Here is a 26,637-nt window from a genome sequence, read left to right as displayed (position 1 = left end):
CGGGTTTTATGGACGCCCAAGATGGCCAACTATTTCTTTGGCGATTACCACCCCATGCACCCCTCCCGCCTGGAGGCAACCGCCTCCCTGGCCCGGGACCTGGGTCTCTTTGACCTGCCGGAAATCCAGCTTGAAGAGCCTGAGATCGCAAGCGTCCACCAGTTGATGCTGGCCCACGACTATCCCTATATAGATGCGGTGCAGAAAATTAGTGCTGATCCGACCTTGACTATCGCCTCCTGCGGGTTGGGGACGGAAGACACCCCCGGCTTCGAGGGGGTGCATGAAGCCTCAGCACGGCTGGCAGGGGGAACCTACCAGGCCGCTGACGCGATTCTGAGCGGGAAGGTGAAGCACGCCGTCAATTTTGGTGGCGGCATGCACCATGCTTCCCGGGATCACGCCAGTGGTTTCTGTATCTACAATGACTGTGCCGTTGGCATTGGCCGTCTGCTGGAGCAGGGGGTTCAGAGGGTGGTCTACATTGACGTGGATGCCCACCACGGGGATGGGACCCAGAGTATTTTTTGGGATAACCCCAACGTCATGACTATCTCCATCCACGAAAGCGGCATGACCCTCTTCCCTGGAACTGGCTTTGCCAATGAGGTCGGCCCTGAGGGGCTGGCTGCTGGCACCAGCGTCAATCTTGCCCTGCCAGAAAGCACCACTGACTCAGGCTGGCTTAGGGCTTTCGACGCTGTCGTCCCGCCTCTGCTGCGGCAGTTCCAGCCCGAGGTGATCGTCAGCCAGCACGGCTGCGATTCCCACATGGATGACGATATGTCCCACCTGGCTCTCAGTATCAACGGTCAACGGGAAATTGCAGCCCATATCTCCCTGCTGGCCGATGAACTGTGTGAGGGCCGGTGGATCGCAACCGGTGGGGGAGGTTACTCAATTTACAATGCTGTTCCACGGTCCTGGAGTCACCTGATCGCCGTGGCAGCTGGCCACCCCCTCGATCTAAATATTCCGACTCCGGAATCTTGGCAGAGGCACATGCTTGAAACCTACGGGACCAAGGTGCCTACCATGATGGGGGACCCCGTTGACCTCTGGTGGCACTCCTGGGAGGTCGGTTTTGATCCGGCCAGCAGTATTGACCGAAGCATCATGGCAACCCGCAAGGAGGTCTTTCCCCTCTGGGGTCTGGACCCCTGGTATGACTAGTCAGACCTCAAAAAGAGCTGGGAGTTAACCCCTGGGGCATGTAGAACATGCGCCAGGGGTTATATATGTGTCATGATGGGCGTATGAAAGATGACGTCTTTGCTGTAATCGCCGACCCCACTAGGCGACATATCCTGCAGGCACTGGCAGTAGAACGGCTTGCCGTGGGCGAGTTGGTCGAGGAACTGGGAGTCTCCCAGCCGACCGTCTCAAAGCACCTCAAGGTCCTGCGTACCGCAGGCCTGGTTGAAACCGAGGCTGTAGGCCAGAAGCGTTTCTATTCCCTGACCCCCGCCCCCCTGGCGACCGTCGCCGACTGGGTCTCCCACCTGCTTCAGACAGATCCGGCCCCCTCAGGTCTGGCCCAGCCTGCTGAGACCGCCCCTGAGCCCATTACTGAGGAAGTTTCTGAGGCCAGTGCTGAGGAAGTCTCTGAGTCCATTACTGAGGAAGTTTCTGAACCCGTTGCTGAGGAAGTTTCTGAGGCCAGTGCTGAGACTGCCCCTGGTACTAGCCCAGAAGCTCCAGCCGAAAAGGCAGGTCAGGGGGAAGGTGCCTCCGTCCAATCGGCTATTACCTTCACCCCGCTAACCAGCTTCACCCCCACCGTCTTCACCCCGGACGTCCTGGTAGAGGAAGACCCCGCCCCCGAACCGGCTGAGCTGGCAGGCCCTGCCGAAATTGCCCACAAGGAGGTGGCCGCTACCGTCCAGCCTGCAACCGAGTCCCCCTCCGAAGCGGAAGAAACAGAGGCCGCCTACGAGCTGGTCCACCCCGAAGACCTTGAGCCTACCCGGGAAGAGAGCGAAGACCGGGGCCTGCTGGCTAAATTTGCCCGCTGGCGTCGCACCAACCGCTAACACCACCATCACTCCACCCGCCTACGACACCCTAAAGAGACACAAGACCCTATGGCACACCATCAGCAGCTTCTTGATTGGATCGAGAACCAACTGATTAATAACACCCTGACCCTGGGGGATGAGCTTCCTGAAGACCGGGAGCTTGCCCACCTCGTTGGCATGAGCCAAAACCACATGAGGGAAAGCCTCAAGCACTGTGAAGAGATTGGGATTCTTCGCCTGTTTGAAGGCCGCCGAAAGAGCATTATCGCGGTTCTTAACCGGGAACCTGCTGCCTCAGCCGGTACTGCTCTGGGCCTGTATTTAGCAGGTGCGAAATCCCCCCGTCAGGACCTGCTCAATGCCTGCATGTTACTTGAAGGGTATTCCCTGGCCGGGCCTACCTTTGATGAGTCCGCCCTACCTGAGCTGGAACGAATCCTGGAAGCTATGCAGGATGCTACAACCAGTCTCAGTGACTTCCATGACCTTGAAGCTGACTTCCATATCCAGCTGGGACGGCTATCCAACAATGCCCTGATCTCGGCCCTGCTCGCTACCCTGCGCGATGCGATGATTGAGGCCCGGTTCGAGCTGGTGACCCAGGTTCCCCTGTGGAGTGCCACCGCCAACCGCCTGCGGATGGAATACCGGGCTATCCTCGATGCGGTGAAGTCGGGGGATTCCGCCCTGGCCCAGACCCTGCTCCAGGCAAACCTGCATGAGCGGTTCGCAGAGGCCGGCCACCAGCTTGAAAAGCCCCAGGCTGCACCCTCCGAAGCACCTGCAGCGAGCAACCAGATTCAGCCGGTGGAGGTCCCCGAGTTTGAGCCCATGCCCAACCGCTGGGGCCAGACCCTAGACCCCAACCTACTCACCGCCCTAGCGTCCATCCAGCCCAAGGGGCAAGAACAGGAGGCTGTCAAGGAGCTGGAGCCGGCCCTTGATACTACGTCCCTGCCTCTGGTGCAGGTAGATGATACGAGCCAGTGGGGGCAGGACGATATCGCCCCGGCTAAGGATCTTGCGGCCGAAGAGGAAGCGGGGGCAGAACCTGTTGCAATAGCGACTACTGCAGCTGACCAGGACCTCGCAGAGGCACCTGAAGCCCGTGAGGTCCCCACCGGCAGCAGCGTCCGTAAGCGCCGGGGAACCGTCAGCTCCGCCGTCCACGCAGCTGTTATTTCCCCACTTGCCCCGGTCGCAGCCCCTGAGCCCTCCCCGGCCCAGGACGCCGACGAAGACCCTAGCCCGGTTGCAGCTGAGTCTGCCACCCCAGAATCAGTGAAGAAGGAATCTGAGCCTGTGGTGGCCCCAGCTGACGATCCGGTACCGGCTGCCGAGTCTGAGCCTGAAAACGAACCCGAAGCAGAGCCTGCCACCGAAACTGAGCCAGCTGCCGAGACCGAGCCTGCCACCGAGACCGAGCCTGCCACCGAGACCGAGCCAGCTGCCGCCCCTGAGCGGCCGCGCCACCGTCCCCGTCAACCTGCAGCTGACCTGCGCGAAAAGCTCAAGCAAGAAGAAGCCCGCCTTGCCGCTCTGGCTGCAAACGCGGTTGATACCGAGCAAGAACCACAGGGGCAGGCAACCGACTCCGAGGCCACGGGGCAGCAGGCTGTCACCCCGATCCGGGGTGGGGGCACTACCGTCACCGAATCAGACCAGCCTGGGAACTCAAAGTCCCTGGCCGATAGTGCAAAAGCCTTTGCCAGCCGGGCAAAGTCTTTTGACGTGCTGGGCTACTTCGGTTTCCGCCAGGGCCAGGCAAGCGCTGACCGTCCTGCCCCCGAAGCCGCAGATGAGGTAGCTGAAAATCCAGCCCCCGAGCCGGTTTGGGATGAGCCCGAAGAGCCCCGCGAAAAGCTGCGTGATGGCTATGAGTACGCTGATGAAGACTATGACACCTACGGGGACGACAACTCCTACCCGGGTGAGGAGCCGCAGGAGGACCTCCCAGATCGTGACGACTCCGAGGCTAAGGGAACTGACGCCGCCCAGTCCGAGCGCAAGGTAGCGGCACCTCCGGCCCAGGCTTCCCGTTCCCAGGGAAAGAAAAAGAAGAAGAAAAAGCGTCGCTAAACCCAACCGGTGGGGTTCCAAGCCCCACCGGTTGGTTTTTTAAAGAGAAAATGCTCTCACTTGCCGGTGAACAGGGGGCGAAATCTGCCCTAAACCTGTACTCTTGATTTCAGAGCGTTTTTCACGTCGAGGGCACTTTTGTGCCCTCAGCGTGTTCTATGGAGCGTTTATACCGGTATAACGCCCGGATAGCTACCGCACCCGCTACCCGTAAGGGTGGTGGCGTCGGCCGGGTATCGACCACTATTTAATAAGTGAGGTGAATCCAATGGGTTCAGTTATCAAGAAGCGCCGCAAGCGTATGTCTAAGAAGAAGCACCGCAAGCTGCTTCGCAAGACTCGCCACCAGCGCCGCAACAAGAAGTAAATTCTTCACCACGGGCCCTGCACCACTTTGGTGCAGGGCCCGTGCTGTTTTCACCCTCCCCCGTTTGCAACCTCTTGCCCCGCCCAATCGGGCTAGGGCACATCTAGCGTGGGGTAGCTGAACCTCGAAGGTCTGCTGGTGCCGGGCTGAGCCGGTAGGGTAGGAGTATGGCTACACCCCAGATCGAACTGTTGACGAAACCCGGCTGCCACCTCTGTGAAGATGCCCGGGCTACCACCGGCGAGGTTGTCTCCCGCTATGGATTGACCTTCTCTGAGGTAAATGTTGAGGACCACCCTGACCTCCTAGAGCGCTACCGCACCGAGATTCCCGTCCTCCTGGTTGACGGGGAAGTCAAGGACTTCTGGCAGGTCAACGCCAAGCGGCTGGCCAAGATCATCGAAAAGAAACTAGCCCAGTAGCTTCTCCGGGAGGCCAAGTGGGCCCTGGTTAGCGTTGTGCCCCTGGGTTTGAGAGACTAGGGGTATGAACACTTCTTCGGCAACTGTCACCGTTCACCTCATGCGCCACGGTGAGGTGCATAACCCCGACCGTATCGTGTATGGCCGCCTGCCCAACTACCACCTGTCTGAAACCGGGCAGAAGATGGTGCGCCTGTCCGCAGAAGAATTCAAGCGCCGCGCCGACGCCGGGGCCAATATTGTGCACCTGGTCTGCTCCCCGCTCACCCGCACCCGCGAATCAGCTGCTCCCATCGAAGAGCTCTTGGGTCTAAGCGCCCAGCCCGATGAGCGCGTGATTGAGGCCGGCAACTACTTTGAGGGCCTGCACGTCAACAAGGACGAGCTACTGAAGAATCCCCGCCACTGGAAGCACCTGCTCAACCCCCTGCGTCCGTCCTGGGGGGAACCCTACCGCGACCAGGTGGCCCGCATGGCAGAAGCTATTAAGGACGCCGCCCGCACCGCCTACGAGAAGGGCGGGGCCGGGGCCGAGGCGATTATCGTCTCCCACCAGCTGCCTATCTGGATGGCCCGCACCTCTGTTGAAGGCCGCCCCCTGCCCCATGATCCGCGCAGTCGCCAGTGCAATTTAGCTTCTATTACAAGTTTTACATTCCCCGATATTTTCAGCCCTGGCAAGCCAAAACTCTCTTATATTGAGCCTGCTGCCGAGCTCTACTCAGGTGTTATTCAGTTACCGGGGTCATAATGACCTCTGATACACCAACACCTACACATCTGGTTGAAAGAACATCTCACATGCCTACACCTTCCCAGTACCCGGTGACGCGCAAGACGGCCCTGAGCCTCGCGGCCCTGGGCGCAGTCGGCCTGCTCTCTGCCTGCTCATCAAGCGGTAAAGACTCCCTGGCTGCCCAGGCTGATGCTGGTGACTCCAAGGGCTACATCGCTGGCGACGGTTCAGTGACCGAATACGCGGCAGCTGAACGGGGTGAGCCGGTCGAATTTGAGAACGAACTCTTTGACGGCACAGTCGTTACTGCCGCTGAACTGCGGGGCAAGCCCGTCCTGCTCAACTTCTGGTACGCAGGGTGTGCCCCCTGCCGGACCGAGGCCCCCTGGCTGAATGAGCTCCACCAGACCTTTGGCGAGAAGGTTGCCTTCTACGGGGCCAACGTGCGTGATGAGAAGGGCACCGCCGAGGCCTTTGAGAAAAACTTTGAAGTCCCCTATCCCTCTTTCCGCGATCTGAACGGCAAGATTCTGCTGGCCATGAGCAAGTACGTTCCGGCCCAGGCGGTGCCTACTACCGTTATTTTGGACGCCGAGGGCCGGGTTGCTGCCCGAATCCTGGGGCAGATTGATCAGTCCGTTGTCAGAACCCTACTCGAAGACCAGGTCAGTGCCTAACTTCGGTCAGATTGTTCTTGATGGCTCTCTCTGGCTAGCCCTGCCCCTGGCGGCGCTGGCCGGTCTCATTTCTTTTGCTTCTCCCTGCGTCCTTCCCCTGGTTCCTGGCTACCTGGGGTATGTCACCGGCCTCACCGGCGGTGATATGAGCGGCCGACGGCGGACCACCCGGATGCTGGTTGGCATTAGCCTCTTCGTGCTGGGCTTCTCCTTCATCTTTGTCTTGATGTCGGTGGTGCTGGCCCAGCTGGGGGCTGCCCCCTGGCTCCGCGGCCAGGGCTGGGTTGATGTGGTCCTGGGCTTACTGGTTATAGTGATGGGTCTGGTCTTTATGGGCCGCTTCTCCTTCTTCCAGCGGGACCGCAAGATTGAGGCTAAACCCCCCGCTGGCCTGTGGGGGGCTCCGATTCTCGGTATTACCTTTGGCCTGGGCTGGGCCCCCTGTATCGGCCCGACCTTCGCTGCGGTGCAGATGCTGGTCTACTCGGGCGGGTCTGATAACACCAAGGCCATCGTCCTGACCCTGGCCTACTGCTTAGGGCTGGGAATCCCCTTCCTGCTCGTTGCTCTCGGGGTTGCCCGCGGCGTTACCACCATGGGCTGGGCCCGCAGGAACCACCTGCTACTCCAAAGGCTGGGCGGCGCTATGCTGATCATCATCGGCTTGCTCCTGGCGACCGGCCTCTGGACGGCCATGATGTCCTGGTTCCAGGCAACCATGCCGGTCTACACCCTCCCCATCTAAACCACACACCACCACACAAGGCTGCAAGGAAACAATGGCAGAAACCAAAGACGCACCTGCGCTCGGAGCCGTCGAGATGCTCCGCTGGGCCTGGACCCAGCTGACCAAAATGAACACGGCCCTCTTCTTGCTGCTTATGCTTGCTGTTGCAGCTGTCCCGGGCTCAGTCTTCCCCCAGCGTATCCAAGACCCAGCCCTGGTCGCTGACTACATAGAAACCCACCCGACCTGGGGGCCCATCGCCGATAAGCTCCAGCTTTTTGACGTCTTCTCATCGGTCTGGTTCGCGGCCATTTATATCCTGCTCTTTATCTCCCTCATCGGCTGTGTGCTGCCCCGGGCAACCAAGCACGCCAAGGCCATGCGGTCGGCCCCGGCCCGCACCCCCCTCAACTTCACCCGGCTGCCGCAGCACCGCGTCCTGACCATACCTGTTGAAGCCGGTGAATTCACCGCCGCCTCGGCGATAGGGGACGCTGCGGCCGTCCTGAAAAAACGTGGCTACCGGGTTGAAATCCGCCCGGAAAAGGACGGGGTCGTCAACGTCGGTGCTGAACGCGGCTACCTGCGCGAACTGGGGAATATCCTCTTCCACCTGGCTATGATCGGGGTGCTGATTGCTGTGGCGGTGGGTTCCCTCTTTGGCTACTCCGGCCAGCGCATTGTCGCCGAGGAAGAAACCTTCGTGAACTCTCTGGTGTCCTATGATTCCTTTAGCCCCGGTACCAACTACAACCCCGACTGGTTGGTTCCCTACTCCGCCACCATGGACCAACTCACCGTTGAATACGACCGGCAGAAGGGCTCACCCACCTACGGGTCTGACATCAACTATGAAGCTGACTTCACCCTGACCGATGCTGATGGCAACACCAGCCAGCAGAAACTCAAGGTGAACGAGCCTATCTACTTTGAGGGAACCTCCATCTACCTGCTTGGTAACGGGTATTCCCCGGTCGTCCGGGTGACTAACAACGACGGCACAATTGCCTACGAGGGGCCCGTGGTCGGCCTGCCCGGCGGCACCAGCTACCTGTCTTCCGTCGTCTTGAAGGTGCCGGACGCAACCCCCGGCCAGCTGGGCTTTGTCGGCATGTTCCTGCCCACCGGCGAAGAACGCCTAGGCGCTGCCCCCACCTCCATCGATTCTGACCTGCTAAACCCCATGCTGGTGCTACAGTCTTACACCGGGGACCTCGGCCTTGATAACGGGGTGCCGCAGAACGTCTACGTCCTGGATATCAACAATCTAGAGCCACTCAACACCATGGCCGCAGGCAACGGTATCGTCCTGGATGCAACCAACCCCTCAGCCAAGCTACCTAACGACCACGGCACCATTGAGTTGCTCGGCGTCAAACGCTATGCCGGCATAGAAATCCGCTCTGATCCCGGCCGTCCCATTGCCCTAGTTTCAGCCCTCCTGCTCTTTGCAGGTCTGCTGGTTTCGGTCTTTGTTGCCCGTCGCCGGGTCTGGGTCAGGGCCATCGAAAACCCCGCTGAAGGCACCCTCACCGTCGAATACGGTCTGTTGGCCCGCGGTGAAGATCCCCGACTTGCCACCGAAGCAGACCGCCTGACCGATCTATTTGCCCAGAAATGGGGGCTAGAATTTGATGAAGCATAAAACCACCCCCACATATCGCACCCGAAAAGTGAGCTAGCCATGCCAGAAGTCAATCTCGAACTCGCCCGGTGGAGCGACCTCTTTATGTACCTTGCGGCCATTGCCTACACGGTCGCCTTTGTCGCCTTCGCCTGGGACGTTGCCGTCCACTCGCGCACCACCAAGCGCCTAGAATCAGCCGATTCTGCCACCGACCGGGAGCAGGAGCTCGTCGGCGCTGCGGCAAAATCCGGTGGTCGCTCAGCCCGCTCAGCCCGTATCAGCGGCACTGAGCAGGGTACCGGTGCCCGCGGTATGGGCTATAAGCAGTCCGCTGCCGCTAAAATTTCTGGCCATGTTGCTGACGCTGACATGCGCTACGGCAGCGGAGAACGTCGCCCGGCCGCCCGCGCTGGCGTCGCTATCTTGGCCCTGGGCACCCTGATCCACCTAGCCGGTGTACTCTCCCGGGCCTTTGCCGCCAACCGGGTGCCCTGGGGCAATATGTACGAGTTCCTGACCACAGGTGCCTTCCTGGTGACCGCTGTTTACCTGGGCTTCCTGATCTTCCGGGACCTGCGGTTTGTGGGAAGCCTGGTATCCGGTCTAGCTGTGATTATGATGGCTGCCGCCACCATTGCCTACCCCACCCCGGTGGGGCAGTTGGTCCCGGCCCTGCAATCCTATTGGTTGGTCATTCACGTTTCTATTGCGGTTTTAGCATCAGCAATTTTTACCATTACCTTCGCTATGGCTGTTCTGCAGCTGTTACAGACTGCCCGTGAGCGCTCCATTATTGAGGGTACCGATAGCACTTTGGCCCGGATCGGTTTCATGCGGCTGATTCCCTCATCGACCGCCCTGGAGAACTTCTCCTTCCGCCTGAATACCGTTGGCTTTGCCATGTGGACCTTTACCCTGGCTGCCGGTGCGGTGTGGGCTGAAAAGGCCTGGGGCCGTTACTGGGGCTGGGATACCAAGGAAGTGTGGACCTTCATCATCTGGGTGGTTTACGCAGCCTACCTGCACGCCCGGGCAACCCGCGGCTGGTCGGGCCCGCCTTCAGCCTGGCTGTCCATTGTTGGCTACCTGTGCGTGATTTTCAATTTCACGATTGTGAACGTTTTCTTCTCAGGCCTCCATTCATACTCGGGCCTGTAGGCCGCTCCCTTCGGTAAGCGCCAGTGGCTCCCCCAGCGGGGAGTTGCTGGCGCTTTCTTGTGGGCGGGTAAGGGTTGAAACCTATCTAGGTATATGATGTACTTAGATACGAGAGGGGTGTGATATGCAACCTACTACCTACCCGCCTTCCCTGATCCGAGCCACCCTGCCCACCGCCGTCCTCGCCTGCCTAGAGCAGGACGACCTGCACGGCTACGGACTTGCCCTACAGCTTGAAAAGCTGGGCTACGGACGCCCCAAAGGCGGCTCCCTCTACCCGGCGCTGTCCAAGCTGGAAGAAGCCGGGTACGTCACCACCACCTGGACGGAAGGGGAGAGCGGCCCCGCCCGCCGCCAATACCGGCTTACGGACGCAGGCGCCCGCCAACTCGCTGAGGAACGAGCCACCCTGGCCCGGCTGACCAGCGCCCTCGGGGCCTAAAACCACCGGAAGTGTTTCAACATAACTCAAGGAGGAGACATGGCTAACAATCCTTACGAACGCCTGACTGTCGCAATCGAAGAAGCCAGCAAGAGCCCGGCAGACAAGGACTGGGTGCAAACAGCCTTTGCGACCCTCGCTACGAACGGGGTCAAAGCAGTCACCAGTGAAAGTGCCCTCAATGGCGTCATCCGCCAGGTGGCTGAAACCGGCCAAAGTGCCACCGACCTCTACGGTAGCCCTCAGGAATGGGCCGCCGAAAAAATTACCACCTGGCGCGAAAAGGGGACCCAGGCCTTTTCCGAAGACGAACCGTGGGCCCTCAAAGAAGTAATGGTGGCAGGTTTCTTCACCGGGGCATTCTTTAGCATTCTTTTCTGGGTTGTTAGCGTTCTACCCAGCGACAGGCCGAGCTCCCAGCCGCTGGGCTTCTATCTTCTTCCCGGGGCCTTGGGCATGCTTTTGTTTGTTCAGCTCGTTACCTTCCAACATAGCCGTAAAAAATTTGGCTTTACCGCTGCCGTACTTCTGACAGCGCTCGTTATTCTGGCTGGCTCAGCAGCTATCGGGCTTGGTTTATTTGCCTCCTACGAGGTTTTCACCCAGCGCTTTCCCAGCTGGGCCCACCTAGTGGCTGCCCTGGGGTTGGGTGTTTTGGGAACAGCTGCGGGCTTCCTGCTGCCCTCACCCCAGCAGGTTACAGGTTTAGGGGACGAGGAAGACTACCAAGACGATGAAACCTGGCTTGCTCGATTTAAGCAGGAGCTGAGGGGGCGTGGCGATATTTCAGATGCCCGCGTGCGGGAAGAAGTGTCCCGGGTCAAAGAACATGCCCACGAAAGCGGCAGTAGCTACCTGGAAGAATTCGGCCACCCGGTAGTCTATGCCCGTTCCCTCTCAGAGCAAAAGAAGGTCAAGCCCTACCGGCTCTACCTGCACTCCCTACTTATGCTCGCGATTTTCGGTATATGGGGCTACGGACTTTACACGACCGATGACTACGCTAGCTTGACCTGGCGTCTGCCCCTTCTAGTTGTTATTGTCATCGGTGGTGTTCTTGAAACTAGAAGGCACTACCGGGCCTACCGCCAGGCCAAGAAATAAGAGCGAACCCCACACTTTGTCACGAGCCCCACCTGTAAACCCTGGGGCTCGTGACAAAAGGTGGGGTTCGAAAAAACTAGGACTCCTCGTCCGGCTCGGTAGCCTCCTCGTCCTGGGCAGGGTCCTGCCCACCGGCGTCCTTATGCTTCTTACGTTCCTGCCACTCGGCGTCCTGACGTTCGCGTCGGGCCCGGGCCTCCAAGAACTTCAAAAACTCAGGGTCATCATCGGGAGCCACCGGTGGCTTGGCAACAGGGGCCCCAAAAGACCCGTGGCGCGACCCGCGGGGGCGGCCCAACCAAAACCAGAGCACCGACCCCAGCAAGGGGAAGAACACCAGCACAGCCAGCCAGGCCCCCTTAGGCAGGGTACGCACCCTCAAACGATCAGTCTGGGCGGCATCCAGAATCGAATAAATCCACACGCCCAGCAGAAGGGCGGCACCGCCAATAATCAAAATAGCTCTACCCATACCCCCATTTTTCCACGACAGAACCCGCCCGCCCGGCTTTGTGCGCTCACAGCGTGCTAGAAGAGCGGACGCGCCCGCCTCCTGTAGGCACCACCAGCAGGTTGGTAGAATGAGGGGGTGAATTTCCTGAAGTATTCCCTGCTCCGCCTGCTGTTTTCAGCCGCTGCCTTTTTTGCCTCCTACTACTTTGGCGCAGGCCTCATTCTGTCAATCATCTGCGGGGCCGTCATCGGCTTTGCTGTTTGCTACCTGGCCTTCCCCCGCCTGCACGATGCCGCTGCCGCCGACTTTAACCGCATAATCCGCCGCAAGCAGCCCAAGGCCACCGCCGCCGATGCTGACGCCGCCTACGAAGACACCCTCGACGAGAGCGCCCGCCGCCAACAGGGCCACTAGATAAACCTCCTGCAGGCACCCAAAAACTCAGAAGGACGCAGAACCCCCGGGGTGTCTACGTCCTTCTGAACTGGAGCCTGGCCTAGTAGCCGGTGAAGACTGCCGAGTTATCAGCGAAGATAGCAAGAGGCTGCAAGATAATGGCAAGGGCTACAAGAATCGAATAGAAGAGGGCCACGAAGCCAGCCTGCTTGAGCACCGGAATCAAATCCCGCCCCAGGGCCCCGCCGAGCACCACAAGGCAAGAATGAACAATCGGGCCAATAAGAATAAAGGCCAGGGCAAACCAGGGATTACCCGGCACCAGGAGCAGGGTCAGCCCCAGACCAACCGCCATTTCGAGGGCATAGGTGATACGGGAAGCCTTATCGCCCAAACGGACCGCCAGGGTCTTTTTGCCAGCCTCAATGTCGGTAGGAATATCACGCACATTATTGGCCATCAACAGGGCACACGAGAAGAGACCCATAGCTAGGGCGAAGACCCAGGACGTCAGCGTCAGATGGGCGCTCTGCGTGAACATGGTGCCCAAGGTAGCAACCAAACCAAAATAGATGAAAACGAAAATATCGCCCAGGCCCATATAGCCGTAAGGGTGTTTACCGCCGGTATAACCCCAGGCCGCAAGCACAGCCGATGCACCAATAGCGATAAACCACCACTGCTGGGAGAGCCAGACCAGGCCCAGGCCGCTAACTCCGGCCAGGCCAAAGCAGATAAAGGCCGCCAGCTTCACATGGGCGGGCTTGGCGACACCTGAGCCGACCAGACGCAGGGGCCCGACGCGGACCTCGTCCGTCCCCTTAATGCCGTCGGAATAATCGTTGGCATAGTTGACGCCCACCTGCAGGAAGAAGGCCACGAAGAAAGCCAGCAGGGCCCTTACCGGGTCAAAGCGATCAATTTCGTAGGCAGCTGCTGAGCCGGCAATAATCGGGGCAGCGGCCAAGGGCAGGGTGCGGAGGCGGGCACCTTCGATCCACTGTGCAACGGTAGCCACGGTTTTCGCTCCTTATCAGCCGGCGCTCGCCGGGGTGGGCTGGGGTGGCCCGCTGGAATAGGGCCACAAAAATACATCCTATTGTCTCACTTTTTAGCGGTCGGTGCCCGCTAGCTGCCGCGTGATGTGCCCTGGCGGCCCTGCCAGGCTGCAGCCAGGAGGGCCTGCACCGCCCGCCGGTCGGGCTTGCCCGTGGGCAGGGTGGGGAACTCCGGTAGCACTTCAACGAGTTTAGGTGCGGACGCTGCCCCCAGCTGTTCTGCTACCAGGCGGGGGAGGGCGTCCTTAAGCTCACTGGGCTGGATGTTTCTGCCGGCTACCGGGGTGACTGCGGCGGTGATGGCGGTGCCCCAACGGGCGTCCGGAACCCCGGCAACCAGGGCTTCGCGTACGTCCGAGTGGCTTTCGAGGACGGTGGCTACCGCTGCCGCGCTGGTTTTGATTCCGCCGGAGATCAGCACATCATCGGCCCGCCCGGTGACGGTGAGGGAGCCGGTCAGTGAATTAAGGGTGCCTAGATCGTCGGTGCGGTACCAGCGGGTTCCATTGTCATCGACGAAAAAGTGGGCGGCGGTGCGCTGCGGGTCGTTGGCGTAGCCGCTGGCAATGGTAGGTCCGCCCAGCCAGATGCGCCCGGGAGATTCGGGTTCGGTGGCAGCGGGCTCTATCTGCACGCGGACGCCCGGCAGCGGCTTACCTTCATAGACGCAGCCGCCTGCGGTTTCAGCTGAGCCGTAGGTGCGAACCACCGGCAGTGTCAGGTCGTGGGCGGTGTTGATGAGGTCGGCGCTAGCCGGGGCTCCACCCAGAAGAATCGCGGAAAAAGAGCGTAGTGCTTCGAGGGTTTCGGTGCGGAGGGGGCCTTCGGGGGTTTCTAGCAGGCGGTGCAGCTGGGTGGGAACTAGGGAAACTAGCCGGTGCTGGGCTGAGAGTTTTTCAGTGGAGGTGACGAAGTCCTGGGCGGTGAAGCGGGTACCTTCGCTGACTGAAGCGGTGAGAACGGGTGTGGTGCCCGCCAGGGCAGACCGGGCCACCACCTGCGCCCCGGCAACGTACTGCAAGGGCAGGGCAAGGAGCCACTGGGCGGCATGGGTGTTTGTGGCGGCTTCGGTTCCCCGAGCCGAGGCGACCAGGGCCGAGGCCGCAAGTACCGTCTGTTTGGGGGCCCCGGTGGAGCCGCTGGTCGTGACAACCAGGGCGGGGGCGTCCTTCCCCTTCTCTAGCTCGGTGAAGCGGGCGCTAAAAGTACGCAGGGCCTCATCAAGCTCCTGCGTAGCAGGGCGGGCGGGCTGGTCTGCCCCGACGAGGACGGCCGCCCCGAACTCGTGTGCAACCGGGCAGGGGAGCGGGGTAAGGGAATCAAATATCATGGCTCTTTTTAGTCTACGCCTGCTGATGCTTGCCGGTTAGTATGCCTACTTGGTAATCTTGTGGATAATACGTTCTTTATTCTCAAGGTCGAGATAGGAGACTTCCCATGCTTGAGGCAACCGGTGCAGAAATCGCCACTCTCTTGCTGTATCTTGCTCTGCTACTGCTCTTTTTCGTAGTGCTGCTGGGGTTTCATAAGAAGAACAAGACAGAAATCCGAGTGATTCGTAAGCGCCTGGGGCTGGGCGAGAATGCTGCGGGTAAGCCGGATAAGGGAGCGTAAACCATGACTGTACTTGCTACTAATCCGCTGGTGCCCACCGCCTGGGAATCCGCTCTTTCTGTGATTGGCCTGGCCTACCTGGTCTTCATGCTGGTTTTCCTGGTCTTTCTCATCAACGTGCTGCTGACCTGGCACCGCAAGAACAAGCTGCGGATCATCGAGCTGGAGTTTGAAGAACGCGCCATCGACAAACGCAAGGCTGCCCGCGAAGGAAAATCAGAGGGTGCCTTATAGAGATTTACCTGCCAAGCACTCGAACTGCGGGGTTTCCTTCGAGATGCGGTAGAAAGAACCGTATCTCGAAGGAAACCCCGCAGTTCGTTAAGTCCTTGCTTCCAGCAAAATCATACTCATTTAGTGTTGGAGGGCATCCTCCAACTTCTTCGCCAGCGGTGTTGAGAGCGAAATGCTGTAACTCTTGGAAATATGATTCGTATCGAAGAAGACAGGCAGGCCGCCAATCACTCCATAGCAGGTATCATCTGGGCAGAAATAGTCTGTCATATCTATTGTTGCTACTCCCAGGGTCTTTGCTGCTTCAAACTGAGGATCCTGCGCGAGTAGTTCATTTGCAGGGGCTACACAGCCAACTCCAGAAACGCTGACGCACTCGGGGCCGATCACAGTGCCTGCCCTAGGAGTATCTTTGAGCACAATAACTTTGGGGCTCCAGGCCCTCCAGGATTTCAGAGTCTCTGCCATTGCAGATTTATACTGTTGTTCTTGAGAAGCTCCCGAACCGTCGTCGATTCCTTGCACAGTGGAATAGGTGCTGAGAATGATGACATCTGGTTTAGATTTCTCAATTTCATTTTGGATAGTATGTGACCAATCTGAGCAGGTTGAGGTTTCTATGTCGCGTACTGGAGTGTGATGACTTCCGTTGACCCAAAAACTCAACGGCCGTGTCCAAAGAGGACAGCCAGAATGGGTGTAATATGTGAGGTCCCATTTCCGCTCTTCAGCTAAAGGTAAGAACGCCGCCCGCCACTGTTCAGAGTGCGAATCTCCTACAATCCATACAGATGTAGAGTCGTTAGAAGACTCTGCGTAATTGCAGTGTAAACGCCAAAGCGCTCCGCCATTTGGCACATCCCAATGGTGTATTGTCTCGCATCCATCGGTCTCGGCATGCCATGGGGCCTGGTCTTCTGCAGCTGGGGCTACAAGGGGCTCCTGAGTGAATATGTCGGGGCACTGACTAGAATCAGCAATAGCCATTGCACCGATGCAGGGCTGGCTATTGTCACCAGAGAGCGCAGCTTGTAATGCTTCTTTTTGTTGTTGTTCTGTGTGCTTTGTAAAGAGGTTAGCGCCAAAAGCTGAAGAAGCTACGAGTAGCAGGGTAGAGATAACACTCAAAAGGACAATTCTTGGTTGCTGTAGAGCAGGGATTTTAAATCTGAAGGGTTCTTCAACAAATCGCTGGGTAATAAAAGCTAGGAGGTAGGTGGGTATAAGGGCAAGTAGAAACATCCACCAGGTCACTGGTTGCTTCAAGATAAAGGGCAGTAGGACAGCTACTGGCCAGTGCCAGAGATAGAGGGAATACGAAATATCACCGGTGAACTGAACCGGACGCCATTCAACCAGAGCCCGGAGCCAAGGGATAAAAGTATCCGGGCCGAGCGCAATAATTATTGCTGTGGCTAGTACAGGAATAAGGGTGATAGGCCCGGGGACACCAACTGCACCGGTGAAGAAAAAGGCTGAGAATCCGATGGCTAGGTAGGCTGCGAGCTGACTGACGTTGCGAATCAGGGTTGCGAAAAGTGACTCTCTGGATTGTGGTCGGAAGCGGGCTAATACCGGAGAGCTGAGAGCTATAAGCCCACCAACCATGAATTCCCAAGCACGAGTGAAAGTGCTGAAGTAGGCGCCTGGGTGGCCTGCTTCTACCATTTGGGTAGAGGCAAATAAAGAGGTCCCTGCGAGGAACACCATAAATATGGCGATGATGATTAATTTAGATTGTTCACGGCCTTTGATCCATTTAATGAGCGTACCTGAAAGGGTGAAGATGATAGTAAGCGCAAGGGGCCAGATGAGGTAAAACTGTTCCTCTACTGAGAGGGACCAGTAGTGCTGGAATACGGTGGGGTTGCTGTCTTGGGCGAAATAGTCTGTGGCTGCTGTGTAGAGGTTCCAGTTGTGGAAGTAGGCGCTTGCTGCGAAGAAGTCCCAGGCGGTGCGTGTCCAGTAGTTGGAGGGGGTGAGGATGAGGGTGGCGGCGAAGGAGATTGCTCCGACGAAGAGGGCTGCTGGGAGGAGTCGTCGGGCTCGGCTTGCGTAGAAGTGTTTGAAGTTGAGGGTGTTTTTGTGGGTGAGTTCTTTGAGGAGGTGGAGGGTGATGAGGTATCCGGAGATGACGAAGAAGATGTCGACGCCGATGTAGCCGCCGGTGAGGTGTTGGGGCCAGAAGTGGTTGGCTATGACGAGCAGGACGGCAGTGGCACGCAGTGCCTGGATATCGGTTCGGAACTGCTTGGTGGTGGGGGCAGGGCTCTGGGGCTCTTGTGTAATGCGGGGCATGGAATCCTCGGGGGGAGTTACCTTGGCCCAGCTTATGTGAGCTAGGCAACTGAAAATTCTTCTAACATTGTCCCAAGGCGTGGGCGGATTTCAAAGCTAACAAGGTATTTATCGGCTTTGTTGCAACAGGTGGCTCTTGATGTGCGGTAATGGAAAAGTTGTTCTGAAGGTGAATTGTTGACTTGCCGTTGAAAGGACTGTTCAGGCGTTGGAGATTTCCGCCGGTGAAGTCATATCACTGTTGATTTATCTCGCTTTTTGGGTGCTCCTCTTTGTGGTTCTCTCGGGGTTTCATAAGAAGAACAAGACCGAGATCCGGGTGATTCGTAAGCGCCTGGGGCTGGGCGAGAATACTGCGGGTAAGCCGGATAAGGGAGCGTAAACCATGACTGTACTTGCTAACAACCCGCTGGTGCCTACCGCCTGGGAAGCTGCTCTTTCTGTGATTGGCCTGGTCTACCCGGTGCTGATGCTGGTTTTCCTGGTCTTTCTGGTCAATGTGCTACTGACCTGGAACCGCAAGAACAAGCTGCGCATTATTGAGCTGGAGTTCGAAGAACGCGCCATCGACAAGCGCAAGGCTGCCCGCAAAGCAGAATCTGAGGTCTAGCCCCAGCGCCTAGCCTCAGAAATAACATAAGGACGCCCCGCCCCGCCTTCCGTGAAGAAGGTGGGCGGGGCGTCCTTATTGTGTGCCCAGGCGGCGAAAGCCCACCAGACTCGCGTACTGTCTACGCCCTTCGTGGGCAGGGCGCGAGTCTGGTGGGCACTCAGTTATTTTCTTCTGGCTGCTGCGTCTATTCGTAGTGGTACCTTACCGCAGCAATACGCACAGAGTTGCCCACGATTTTGTAAACCAGTCGGTGCTCTTCAGTAATCCTGCGTGACCAGTATCCGGAGAGGTTGTTGCGCAGCGCCTCAGGCTTGCCAATACCTTCGTTACCGTTGCGTTGGATATCTTTGAGTAGCGTATTGATTCTTTTGAGAACCTTGCGATCTTGCCTCTGCCACCATAGGTAATCTTCCCAGGCCTGACTGCTCCAGATAAGTTCCATGCCGCTGCCTAGTCTTCGAGAAGTGCCTGGCTGGATCCTCCGCCTGCTTCAAGTTCGTCAATTGAATCTAGCAGCCGACGAGCATTGGCCGGAGAACGTAAGAGGTGAGCGGTTTCTTTGAGCGATTCGTATTCGGCAAGTGAAAGAATGACGGCAGGTTCGCGCCCTGCCCTGGTGATGACGACTTCTTCAAGGTCTTCTACCGCGATATCGAGCACCTGGGCGTAGTTAGCGCGCGATTCTGTGTAGGTCATAGTTTTCATCAAAACCTCCTGTACAGAAAACTGTACGCTTGAGAGGCGGTATCTTCAAGAGCCAATGATTTTCCTTTAGAATTCCGCACATGGCAGGGAGGTATAGTCTTATTTTTTTGCCCGGACGGCGAAAGCCCACCAGACTCGCGCACTGTCCACGAGCGGGGTGGGCAGTACGAGAGTTTGGTGGGCACTGAGCCTGTGCTGCTCTGATCTGGGCGCGCGGACGCCGCCGGTCGGCTAGAAGTAGTAGGGGTAGTTTTCCCAGTTGGGGTCGCGCTTCTCAAGGAAAGCGTCGCGGCCCTCGACGGCCTCGTCGGTCATGTAGGCCATGCGGGTGGCTTCGCCGGCGAAGACCTGCTGGCCGACCATGCCGTCGTCCGGCAGATTGAAAGCGAACTTGAGCATACGGATAGCCTGCGGGGACTGGCGGGCAATGTGGGCCGCGTACTCCAGGCCCTTGGTCTCCAGCTCAGCGTGGGGCACTACGTCGTTCACAGCGCCCATTTCGTGCATGCGCTGGGCGTCATACTCCTTGGCCAGGAAGAAAATCTCGCGGGCAAACTTCTGGCCTACCTGGCGGGCCAGCAGGGCAGAGCCGTAGCCGGCGTCAAAGGATCCAACGGTTGCGTCGGTCTGCTTAAACTTGCCGTACTCCTCAGAGGCAATAGTCAGGTCAGCAACCACATGCAGGGAGTGGCCGCCACCGGCAGCCCAGCCCGACACCAGGGCGATAACCACCTTGGGCATGGTGCGGATCAGGCGCTGAACCTCCAGGATGTGCAGGCGGCCTGCGCGGGCCGGGTCGATGGAATCGCGGGTCTCACCCTCGGCGTAGCGGTAGCCGTCGCGGCCACGAATACGCTGGTCGCCGCCGGAGCAAAAGGCCCAGCCGCCGTCCTTGGCTGAGGGGCCGTTGCCGGTCAGCAGTACGGTACCCACGTTGGAGGTCATACGGGCGTGATCTAGCACCCGGTAGAGCTCATCGACGGTGTGGGGGCGGAAGGCGTTACGTACCTCGGGCCGGTCAAAAGCGATACGGACGGTCGGCAGATCCCGCAGGATCTCACCGGCCTCGTTGCGCTCGACCTGGCGGTGGTAGGTGATGTCGGTCAGGTCTTCAAAGCCCTCGACCAGGCGCCACTGGTGGGGGTCAAAAATGTCAGAAACCTTGGCAGGAAGTTCGTTAGTCATAGCCACCAGTCTACCCAGGGGCACCCCGCCGCTGGCTCCTTGCGCGTAACCGAAAACTTCATCTGCGCCTTCAAAGACCACGCACATGAAGCTTTCGATGACATTCAGCGGTAGAAAGGACGGACGCCGCCCCCTGCTTCCTGCATAAGGGGCAGGGGAGCGGGGTGCGGCGTCCTGAAAAAGAAGAACCTTAGCTAACGGTTCTAGCGGAAGCTAGCTTAGCGGGAGAGCTCTACGGCCTTGGTGAACTCGGCTTCGATTTCCTGGGCCTGGGGGGTATCGCCCTTGTAGGTGGCTACAGACACGATGTAAGAGAAGAGCAGGTTGACGGCGAAGCCGGGCACAATCTCGTACATGAGGCCAGAGAGGGTGTCGTTGTAGCCCCAGGCAAAGACGGTGATGGTCGCGGCGACCATACCCGCAACGGCACCTGCAGCGGTGAACTTACGCCAGTAGAGGGCTAGCAGCACGGCGGGGCCGAAGGCTGCACCGAAGCCAGCCCAGGCGAAGGCGACCAGGCCGAGCACGGAGGATTCGGGGTTCCAGGCCAAGATAATAGCGATCAGGGCTACTACGATAACACCGGCCCGGCCAAGCCAGAGGCCTTTAGCGTCTGAGAGGTCCTTGCCGCCGCTGGTGAGCTTGTAGAGGTCTTCGGCAAGGGCGGAAGCGCAGACAATCAGCTGGGAGGAGAGGGTGGACATGATGGCTGCCAGTACCGCGGCCAGCACGAAACCGGCCAGGAGGGGGTGGAGCAGAATCTGGGACATATCCAGGAAGACTGATTCGGCGTTGGTGGCGTCGGTCAGGGTTGCTTCGGGGTGGCGGGCAAAGTAGGCGATACCGATGAGGCCGGCGCTCATGGCACCGACCAGGGTGGCGATCATCCAGGTGATTCCGATGCGGCGGCCGGCGGTGGCGTCCTGGGCTGAGCGCAGGCCCATGAAGCGCACGATGATGTGGGGTTGGCCGAAGTAGCCCAGGCCCCAGGCGGCAGACGACAGGATTCCGAGGGTGGTGGTTCCGGCGAAGAGGGAGAGGGCGGTGGGGTTGACGGCCTCAATGGTGGTGGCTAGGCCCTCAAAGCCGCCGACGTAGAAGAGGGCCATGAGGGGGAGCAAGAGCAGGGCAGTGAGCATGAGCAGGCCCTGGACGACGTCTGTGTAGGTGGCTCCCAAAAAGCCACCGAAGAGGGTGTAGGCGATGGTAATGCCGGCAACCAGGAGCATGCCGGTGTGGAAGTTGCCGCCGAAGGAGGACTGGAAGAAGACGCCACCGGCGACCATGCCGGATGAGACGTAGAAGGTGAAGAAGATCAGGATAACCAGGGCTGCGAAGATACGGATCAGGCCCTTGGAGTCGCGCAGGCGGTTGGAGAAGAAGGAGGGGACGGTCACTGAGTTACCGGCGACTTCGGTGTAGGAGCGCAGGCGGGGGGCGACGAACTTCCAGTTGAGCCAGGCCCCGATGGTGAGACCGATGGCGATCCAGGCTTCGGCCAGGCCGGTGATGTAGAGGGCACCGGGCAGGCCCATGAGCAGCCAGCCGGACATGTCCGAGGCTCCGGCTGAGAGGGCTGCTGCCGTGGGGGAGAGGGACCGACCCCCGAGGACGTAGTCATCAAGGTTGCGATTCTTCGATTTGGCCCAGATGCCGATGGCGATCATGGCGGCAAAGTAGATAGCCAGGGCCACCAGCTGGTAGGCGGTGTTGCTCATGTGCTCCCCTTAGAGGTTGTAATGCTGTAGTTCTTCTAAACTAATTCGTTTAGATTACGTGATGAATAGACTGCAGGTCACATCTCTGCCTGTGGGTTAGCTCACAGGGGTGTTGGCTGAGAGGGGAGGGGTTGCCCTTTCACATATCTTGGGGGCTATCTTTAGCTTTCCTGATGAGGACGCCCCCGTCCCGGTTTTTCAGGGCGGGGCAGGGTGGGAATGGACCCGGTGGCCGGTAGGTGCAGGTTGGATCGGTTGGTGCGCCAGACAATGTAGGCACCTGATCCGGCAATGAGGAGGATTCCAGCATATGACCAGGGGGAGAGAATCTCGTGGAGCATGAGGGTGCCGACGGCTGCCCCTACCACCGGGTCAATGGCGAAGAGTACCCCGATCACCCCGGCACTGGTCAGCTGCCCGGCGATGTTGTCAGCCGAGTAGGCCAGGGCGACCCCCACGATCGCTGAGAGGGCGAGTTTGCCCCAGGCGGCCCCGTCCAGCCCGGTTGTGGCAGGTAGGGACAGGGGGAGCTGGATCAGGGCTGAAAAGGCTAGGGACATGGTGGTGCCCTTGAGGCCGCTGGTAGCTGCTGACCCAGACCCCATACGGGCTGAGTAGATGGTGTAGCCGGCCATGGAAGCTGCAGATCCAAGGGCCCAGATGAACCCAATCGGGTTGGAGTCTCCGGCGATCGTGGGCCCGGCGATCATGACCACCCCCAGCAGGGCGAAGAGGGCCATGAGCCCGTCGCGCAGGCGGCGCACCCCGAGCAGGGCCACGATGAAGGCACCTAGATACTCAAAGGTGACGGCAACGCCGAGCGGAATATGGTGGACGGCATTGTAGAAGCAGATACTCATGAGGGTCAGTACCAGACCGTAGACCAGGACCTGGGTGAGGTCGGCCCGGCGAAGGGCCAGGGGGTTGGGGCGCACGATCATCCAGAGGACGATTGCAGCAACTAGGGCCCGCAGGGCAGCGACCTGGGTGGGGCCAACCTGGGTGAAGAGGTCAGAGACGATGGCTGCTGAAATTTGAATGCCCAAGGAGCCTGTCAGGATGAGGAGCAGGGCGGCTGTGCCCCGGTGCTGGACGGGGACGCGGTCGGTGAAGCTCACTGGTGGCCTTTCGGGTGGGGTGGGATTCGGCTATCAGGGCTGGGAGCTGCGGGTGGTTTAGAGCCCGCAGGTGCTGGTCATCAGGGGGTCGATAACAATCCAGGGGGCTTGCTTGATCCGGTCGGGTGTGAAGACGGCAAGCATTTCGGCTGCAGTTTCAGGCAGGTGCGGGCCGCTTTCACCTGCTGCCTGCCCGGTGACAGGGGGCAGGGGAATGGAGGCTGAAATCATCCGCATGATGTGCTCGGTGCTGATACCGGCGGCGGTGAGTTCGGCCAGGGTAACAGCCCCGTCTCGTTTGGCCAGGCGTTTGCCCTCAGTATTCATGGCCAGGGGCACATGGGCATAGGTGGGCACGGGCAAGCCTAAAAGGTGGGCCAGGTAGGCCTGGCGGGGGGCGGACGGTAGCAGGTCGTCACCGCGCACCACTTCGGTGACTTTCTGGTAGGCGTCATCAACCACGCAGACCAGGTTGTAGGCGTAGACCCCATCGGTTCGTACCAGTACAAAATCATCGACGATGCCGGTGTATTCTCCGGCAAAGCGGTCTGTGACAGTCCATGTAGCAACGTCAGCTTTCAGACGGAGGGCTGCAGGCCTCCCAGCTCGGCGGACGGCCCGTTCCTCCTCGGTGAGGTTGCGGCAGGTTCCCGGGTAGGCGCCGGGGGCCCCGTGGGGGGCGCTGGAGGCTTCCTGGATTTCCCGGCGGGTACAGAAGCACTCGTAGACCAGCCCTGCTTGCTGAAGCTGGGCGAGGGCGTCCTGGTAAGCCTCGCTTCGGGTGGACTGGTAGAGCACCGGCCCGTCCCAGTCAATGCCCAGGGCGGCAAGGTCAGCCAGCTGCCGTTCAGCTGCCCCCTGCCTCACCCGGTCTAGGTCCTCTACCCGCATGACAAAACGGCCGCCAGCGGACCGGGCCATGAGCCAGGCCAGGAGGGCAGTCCGCAGGTTACCCAGGTGTAAATCACCCGAGGGCGAGGGGGCGTACCGGCCGCAGGGAACAGGGGGGAAGGGCTTATTGTCGCTATGCACCCTTCCAGTCTAGAACACGGCTTCAGCAGGTGCCCGGCCCAATGTGGCAAGAAATAACACGGCCAAGGGGGAGAAAACGGAGTGGCACCGCCCGGTTTCCAGTAGTTTTAAAGCATGGCTAGAACTCTAGAAATCGCCGATGGTGTCTACCAAATCTCCACCGATAACTACCGACTCAACTCGGGCCTCATCGTTGGTGCCACCAAATCAATGATCGTTGATACCGGGGCCGGTCCCCGTCAGGGCGCTGAAATTTTGCGGGCCGTCCGGCGGGTCACTGACCTTCCCCTGGTGGTGGTGAATACCCACGCCCACTTCGACCGCTTCATGGGGAACGCGGTCTTCAAGGGCGACGGCGTCACCGATTTTTGGGCCCACCCGCGTGCGGCCCGGGCCATTGAGAACTATGGCGACCGTCAGCGCCTCTACGTTGAGGTGCTAGAACCTGAGATGGCCCACCAGCAGGGCCACAACACGGAGCTGGTCGTCCCCACCCGTTTCCTTCCCGGCGACGGAACCCGTCCTGCTTTCACCCGCGTTGAACTGGGGGAGAGGGCTGTGACCCTCATGTACCTGGGCCTGGCCCACACGGACGGGGACGTCCTGGTGGGGGTTGACGATGTACTTTTTGCCGGTGACATCATCGAGCAGGGCTCAGACCCGGCCTTTGACGACTCCTACCCTGCCCTGTGGGTGAGCACCCTGCGGACTCTAGCCGGTCTTGACCGCTACCGGATTTTCGTACCGGGCCACGGCACCCCCGTTGAGCGCACCTTCATTGAACGCATGGCTGACACCATGGAGGACGCCGTGCAGAAGATTGCAGATTCGGCCCTCAATGAGGTCAAGGGCGCAACCACCGCCTCCATGTATAAGCTCCCCTACTCCGGGGGCTCTACCCGTATTCTGCTGGATCGTCTCATGAAACTTGAGGCCCGTGAAGCTGAGGGGCAGGGCCTGTCCACCGTCCGTTTTGACGGGGATCAGGCGTCCGGACTAACCGGCCCCATCACCCTGGGCCAGGGCTAACCTGCCTGATGAGAAAACCCACGAGGTCTGTAAGACCCCGTGGGTTTTTTGTTACCTATGCACCGGTTCGGGCTAGTAGGCCCAGACCCGGCGGTAGGCGCTGCGCTGCTTGTTTTGAGGGCGGAGCAGGGCGATGAGGATGCTGGTGGTCAGGGAGGCAACCGCTGCAATCAGGCAGATGGCGGCCACGAAGGCCGAGCCGGGAATGGGGTTGGTGTAGGTCACCCAGTAGAGGGCGAAAGCGCAGAAGCCGATAAAGAATCCTGAAATGGAGAGCAGGGGCACCAGGATCAGGCCGGATCGCTGGGTGTTGCTCATATCCAGCTCTTCAGAGCGCATGAACCGAAGGATAATCAGGCCCAGCACCCCCCAGAGGCCGGTCACCAAAATTGCGGTGACGACGTCGGCCGGCCGGTGCCAGCCGTTGACCACGGTGGAGTAACCGGCAGCTACCGTAAAGACCATACTCAGCAGGGCAACGGTAGGACGGAAGCGCTTGGGGGAGGCCAGGAAAAGGGCCAGCCCGGCAGCCGCCGCGAAAGTGGTATGGCCGGAAGGGGCAGAGTTCCCCAGGGCCTCCTGGATACCCAGATTCGGCTTGATAATGAAGTAATTTTTCAGCAGCTGGGTTGTCAGATTAGCGCCAATAGCCATGCCCAGGCCTACCAGGGCAGGGACGAAGCGGTGCTTCCAAATCAGCACAAAGAGCAGGCCAATACCTGCTATCACACCGGCTGCGGCCGGAATCATATCCAGCAGGCTGGAGGTCTGCTCTGTGTAGGTCATGAACCGGTAGGAGAACTCCTGGAAGGAGACTTCATCAAGCTGCTGGCCGGTGGGGGTTGTAATAAAGAAGACGAAGGCCATGACCAGCAAGATAAACAGGGTGCCACCTGCGGAGAAATGCTGGATGAGGGTCCAGAGGGAGGGGCGGGTCTGGCGGATATGGGAGGGGGTCAGCATTTGCAGGCGACCGGACGGCGACCCCTCACCCGAGTGGGCCTGGGCCGGGTAGCTAGGACCACCGGGGAAGCCAGAAGGCTGGCTGTAGGGGGCAGGGGAAGAGGGCACCTTGTAAGGGGCTGATTGCTGAGGTTGCTGGGCTGCCTTGGCCTGGGCCTTTCCAGCGGCCCGGGCAGCGCGTTCTTTCTTAACCCGCTCGGCTGTCTCCTTGGCCTTGACGCTGGCCTTAGCGCTGGCAGCTGCCAGACCACTTTTTGCCGCTGAGAAGGACGAAGCCGCCCCCGCCTGGAGCTTAGCTTTGAGCTCCTCGCTGGCAGAAGGGGGTACCTGGACAGAGGAAAGTGGGCGGGTAGCGTCCTCAGGGCTAGCCTGCTGGCCTGAGTCAAACCTGCCCTGGGCGTAGGAGTCAGGGGCGCTAGAGGGCCGGGGCGGAAGCACCGTGGTCTCGTCAGCGTCCTGGCCCTGGGGCCCGGGGGCAGCCTGATTCATCTGATCAAAGGCGCGAGGGGGCAAGACGACGGTCGCATCGTCATCCGTCAATTCAAAGGTATCGGCAGGCTTGGGGTCGGTGAGGGCAGGGAGCACCTCAGTGGCATCATCCTCGATGCCGGGCATCGAACCTGTCTTGAGCTTCTTTCCGTCCACGTGAAACCCGTCGCGCCTTTCGCCTGCTGTCATATCACCACGAAGCCTGGGGTGCAGGGAAAAACCGGGCACCACCTGCAATAAACAGTCATATTGTTTGGCTTCACTGCATATTGTGCCAGATACACTTGTGACTTTCCTGGGAGAACGCTTAGTGCCAGCGCTTCATCGGGATAAACCGCCCCTGAGAACCCTTCTCCTCTGCCCACTAGAGGAGT

General features: G+C 59.5%; 29 protein-coding genes. 18 read left to right on the top strand and 11 right to left on the bottom strand.

The features are described 5' to 3' along the window. Positions 1 to 21 precede the first annotated feature (21 nt). The 12 genes from ACMXX3_RS03240 (at position 22) to ACMXX3_RS03185 (ending at position 11,357) form a co-directional block, all read left to right on the top strand. Entirely contained in the window at positions 22 to 1,173 is a 1,152-nt protein-coding gene (locus ACMXX3_RS03240) for an acetoin utilization protein AcuC (protein ID WP_421083388.1), read from the top strand. Between the two features lie 83 nt (positions 1,174 to 1,256). Next, entirely contained in the window at positions 1,257 to 2,033 is a 777-nt protein-coding gene (locus ACMXX3_RS03235; RefSeq protein ID WP_421083326.1) for a metalloregulator ArsR/SmtB family transcription factor, read from the top strand. Positions 2,034 to 2,084: 51 nt separating this feature from the next. Continuing rightward, entirely contained in the window at positions 2,085 to 4,097 is a 2,013-nt protein-coding gene (locus tag ACMXX3_RS03230; RefSeq protein ID WP_421083325.1) for an FCD domain-containing protein, read from the top strand. Between the two features lie 268 nt (positions 4,098 to 4,365). Beyond that, a complete protein-coding gene (locus tag ACMXX3_RS03225; RefSeq protein ID WP_005504750.1) occupies positions 4,366 to 4,464 on the top strand; it encodes a 30S ribosomal protein bS22 in 99 nt (32 codons plus the stop codon). 167 nt (positions 4,465 to 4,631) lie between these two features. Beyond that, on the top strand, positions 4,632 to 4,886 hold the full coding sequence (locus tag ACMXX3_RS03220) for a glutaredoxin family protein (RefSeq protein ID WP_421083324.1): 255 nt from the start codon (positions 4,632 to 4,634) through the stop codon (positions 4,884 to 4,886). Positions 4,887 to 4,950: 64 nt separating this feature from the next. Further along, the gene (locus tag ACMXX3_RS03215) at positions 4,951 to 5,637 is read left to right on the top strand and encodes a histidine phosphatase family protein (RefSeq protein ID WP_421083323.1); all 687 of its coding nucleotides are present in this window, start codon (positions 4,951 to 4,953) and stop codon (positions 5,635 to 5,637) included. Positions 5,638 to 5,687: 50 nt separating this feature from the next. Then, complete coding sequence (locus ACMXX3_RS03210; protein ID WP_421083322.1) at positions 5,688 to 6,299, top strand: TlpA family protein disulfide reductase; 612 nt, start codon at positions 5,688 to 5,690, stop codon at positions 6,297 to 6,299. Continuing rightward, complete coding sequence (locus tag ACMXX3_RS03205; protein WP_421083321.1) at positions 6,292 to 7,044, top strand: cytochrome c biogenesis CcdA family protein; 753 nt, start codon at positions 6,292 to 6,294, stop codon at positions 7,042 to 7,044. Before ACMXX3_RS03210 ends, ACMXX3_RS03205 begins: the two co-directional genes overlap by 8 nt. 34 nt (positions 7,045 to 7,078) lie before the next feature. Next, on the top strand, positions 7,079 to 8,671 hold the full coding sequence (gene resB / locus ACMXX3_RS03200) for a cytochrome c biogenesis protein ResB (protein ID WP_421083320.1): 1,593 nt from the start codon (positions 7,079 to 7,081) through the stop codon (positions 8,669 to 8,671). Positions 8,672 to 8,710: 39 nt separating this feature from the next. After that, positions 8,711 to 9,811 carry a c-type cytochrome biogenesis protein CcsB gene (gene ccsB / locus ACMXX3_RS03195; protein WP_421083319.1) on the top strand — a complete coding sequence of 367 codons (1,101 nt, stop codon included), beginning with the start codon at positions 8,711 to 8,713 and terminating at the stop codon, positions 9,809 to 9,811. Positions 9,812 to 9,935: 124 nt separating this feature from the next. Next, positions 9,936 to 10,253, top strand: coding sequence for a PadR family transcriptional regulator (locus tag ACMXX3_RS03190; protein WP_421083318.1), 318 nt, complete (start codon positions 9,936 to 9,938; stop codon positions 10,251 to 10,253). 39 nt (positions 10,254 to 10,292) lie between these two features. Then, positions 10,293 to 11,357 carry a hypothetical protein gene (locus tag ACMXX3_RS03185; RefSeq protein WP_421083317.1) on the top strand — a complete coding sequence of 355 codons (1,065 nt, stop codon included), beginning with the start codon at positions 10,293 to 10,295 and terminating at the stop codon, positions 11,355 to 11,357. Positions 11,358 to 11,433: 76 nt separating this feature from the next. Here ACMXX3_RS03185 and ACMXX3_RS03180 read toward each other — a convergent pair whose 3' ends face one another. After that, positions 11,434 to 11,829 carry a PLD nuclease N-terminal domain-containing protein gene (locus ACMXX3_RS03180; RefSeq protein WP_421083316.1) on the bottom strand — a complete coding sequence of 132 codons (396 nt, stop codon included), beginning with the start codon at positions 11,827 to 11,829 and terminating at the stop codon, positions 11,434 to 11,436. A 117-nt stretch (positions 11,830 to 11,946) separates the two neighbouring features. On the opposite strand from ACMXX3_RS03180, the gene ACMXX3_RS03175 reads away from it, so the two are divergent. Further along, the gene (locus ACMXX3_RS03175; RefSeq protein ID WP_421083315.1) at positions 11,947 to 12,225 is read left to right on the top strand and encodes a hypothetical protein; all 279 of its coding nucleotides are present in this window, start codon (positions 11,947 to 11,949) and stop codon (positions 12,223 to 12,225) included. Positions 12,226 to 12,307: 82 nt separating this feature from the next. Here ACMXX3_RS03175 and ACMXX3_RS03170 read toward each other — a convergent pair whose 3' ends face one another. Further along, positions 12,308 to 13,225, bottom strand: coding sequence for a 1,4-dihydroxy-2-naphthoate polyprenyltransferase (locus ACMXX3_RS03170; protein WP_421083314.1), 918 nt, complete (start codon positions 13,223 to 13,225; stop codon positions 12,308 to 12,310). Between the two features lie 110 nt (positions 13,226 to 13,335). Further along, positions 13,336 to 14,595, bottom strand: a complete 1,260-nt coding sequence (locus tag ACMXX3_RS03165; protein WP_421083313.1) for an AMP-binding protein — start codon at positions 14,593 to 14,595, stop codon at positions 13,336 to 13,338. Positions 14,596 to 14,702: 107 nt separating this feature from the next. Between ACMXX3_RS03165 and ACMXX3_RS03160 the strand changes: the two genes are divergently transcribed. Both ACMXX3_RS03160 and ACMXX3_RS03155 read left to right on the top strand, forming a co-directional pair. Then, positions 14,703 to 14,879, top strand: coding sequence for a hypothetical protein (locus ACMXX3_RS03160; RefSeq protein ID WP_421083312.1), 177 nt, complete (start codon positions 14,703 to 14,705; stop codon positions 14,877 to 14,879). A 3-nt stretch (positions 14,880 to 14,882) separates the two neighbouring features. Next, positions 14,883 to 15,113 (top strand): hypothetical protein, encoded by a 231-nt coding sequence (locus tag ACMXX3_RS03155; protein WP_421083311.1) that lies wholly within the window; start codon positions 14,883 to 14,885, stop codon positions 15,111 to 15,113. A gap of 120 nt (positions 15,114 to 15,233) precedes the next feature. On the opposite strand, the gene ACMXX3_RS03150 is transcribed toward ACMXX3_RS03155, so the two are convergent. Next, positions 15,234 to 17,411 (bottom strand): acyltransferase family protein, encoded by a 2,178-nt coding sequence (locus ACMXX3_RS03150; protein WP_421083310.1) that lies wholly within the window; start codon positions 17,409 to 17,411, stop codon positions 15,234 to 15,236. Between the two features lie 208 nt (positions 17,412 to 17,619). On the opposite strand from ACMXX3_RS03150, the gene ACMXX3_RS03145 reads away from it, so the two are divergent. Further along, entirely contained in the window at positions 17,620 to 17,793 is a 174-nt protein-coding gene (locus ACMXX3_RS03145) for a hypothetical protein (RefSeq protein ID WP_421083309.1), read from the top strand. A 3-nt stretch (positions 17,794 to 17,796) separates the two neighbouring features. Beyond that, positions 17,797 to 18,021: a hypothetical protein gene (locus ACMXX3_RS03140; protein ID WP_421083308.1), complete on the top strand. Its 225-nt coding sequence runs from the start codon at positions 17,797 to 17,799 to the stop codon at positions 18,019 to 18,021. Between the two features lie 187 nt (positions 18,022 to 18,208). Here ACMXX3_RS03140 and ACMXX3_RS03135 read toward each other — a convergent pair whose 3' ends face one another. The 6 genes from ACMXX3_RS03135 to gluQRS all read right to left on the bottom strand — a co-directional run bounded on the left by ACMXX3_RS03135 (position 18,209) and on the right by gluQRS (position 23,782). After that, a complete protein-coding gene (locus ACMXX3_RS03135; RefSeq protein ID WP_185174195.1) occupies positions 18,209 to 18,466 on the bottom strand; it encodes a Txe/YoeB family addiction module toxin in 258 nt (85 codons plus the stop codon). 8 nt (positions 18,467 to 18,474) lie between these two features. Next, a complete protein-coding gene (locus ACMXX3_RS03130; protein WP_083090784.1) occupies positions 18,475 to 18,729 on the bottom strand; it encodes a type II toxin-antitoxin system Phd/YefM family antitoxin in 255 nt (84 codons plus the stop codon). A 231-nt stretch (positions 18,730 to 18,960) separates the two neighbouring features. Next, positions 18,961 to 19,914, bottom strand: coding sequence for a 1,4-dihydroxy-2-naphthoyl-CoA synthase (locus ACMXX3_RS03125; protein ID WP_421083307.1), 954 nt, complete (start codon positions 19,912 to 19,914; stop codon positions 18,961 to 18,963). 218 nt (positions 19,915 to 20,132) lie between these two features. Continuing rightward, positions 20,133 to 21,632, bottom strand: coding sequence for a sodium/proline symporter PutP (gene putP, locus ACMXX3_RS03120; protein WP_421083306.1), 1,500 nt, complete (start codon positions 21,630 to 21,632; stop codon positions 20,133 to 20,135). A 161-nt stretch (positions 21,633 to 21,793) separates the two neighbouring features. Further along, on the bottom strand, positions 21,794 to 22,750 hold the full coding sequence (locus ACMXX3_RS03115) for an EamA family transporter (protein WP_421083305.1): 957 nt from the start codon (positions 22,748 to 22,750) through the stop codon (positions 21,794 to 21,796). 57 nt (positions 22,751 to 22,807) lie between these two features. Then, positions 22,808 to 23,782 carry a tRNA glutamyl-Q(34) synthetase GluQRS gene (gene gluQRS, locus ACMXX3_RS03110; RefSeq protein WP_421083304.1) on the bottom strand — a complete coding sequence of 325 codons (975 nt, stop codon included), beginning with the start codon at positions 23,780 to 23,782 and terminating at the stop codon, positions 22,808 to 22,810. A gap of 114 nt (positions 23,783 to 23,896) precedes the next feature. Here gluQRS and ACMXX3_RS03105 point away from each other — a divergent pair, with 114 nt between their 5' ends. After that, a complete protein-coding gene (locus tag ACMXX3_RS03105) occupies positions 23,897 to 24,811 on the top strand; it encodes an MBL fold metallo-hydrolase (RefSeq protein ID WP_421083303.1) in 915 nt (304 codons plus the stop codon). 72 nt (positions 24,812 to 24,883) lie between these two features. On the opposite strand, the gene ACMXX3_RS03100 is transcribed toward ACMXX3_RS03105, so the two are convergent. Beyond that, positions 24,884 to 26,389: a phosphatase PAP2 family protein gene (locus tag ACMXX3_RS03100; RefSeq protein WP_421083302.1), complete on the bottom strand. Its 1,506-nt coding sequence runs from the start codon at positions 26,387 to 26,389 to the stop codon at positions 24,884 to 24,886. Positions 26,390 to 26,637: the final 248 nt, after the last annotated feature.

The sequence above is a fragment of the Rothia nasimurium genome, from assembly GCF_049068285.1.
In the GTDB taxonomy this organism is placed as follows: domain Bacteria; phylum Actinomycetota; class Actinomycetes; order Actinomycetales; family Micrococcaceae; genus Rothia; species Rothia nasimurium_I.
The sequence above is the reverse complement of the archived record's forward strand: the minus strand, read 5'-3'. Positions and strand labels throughout refer to the sequence as shown.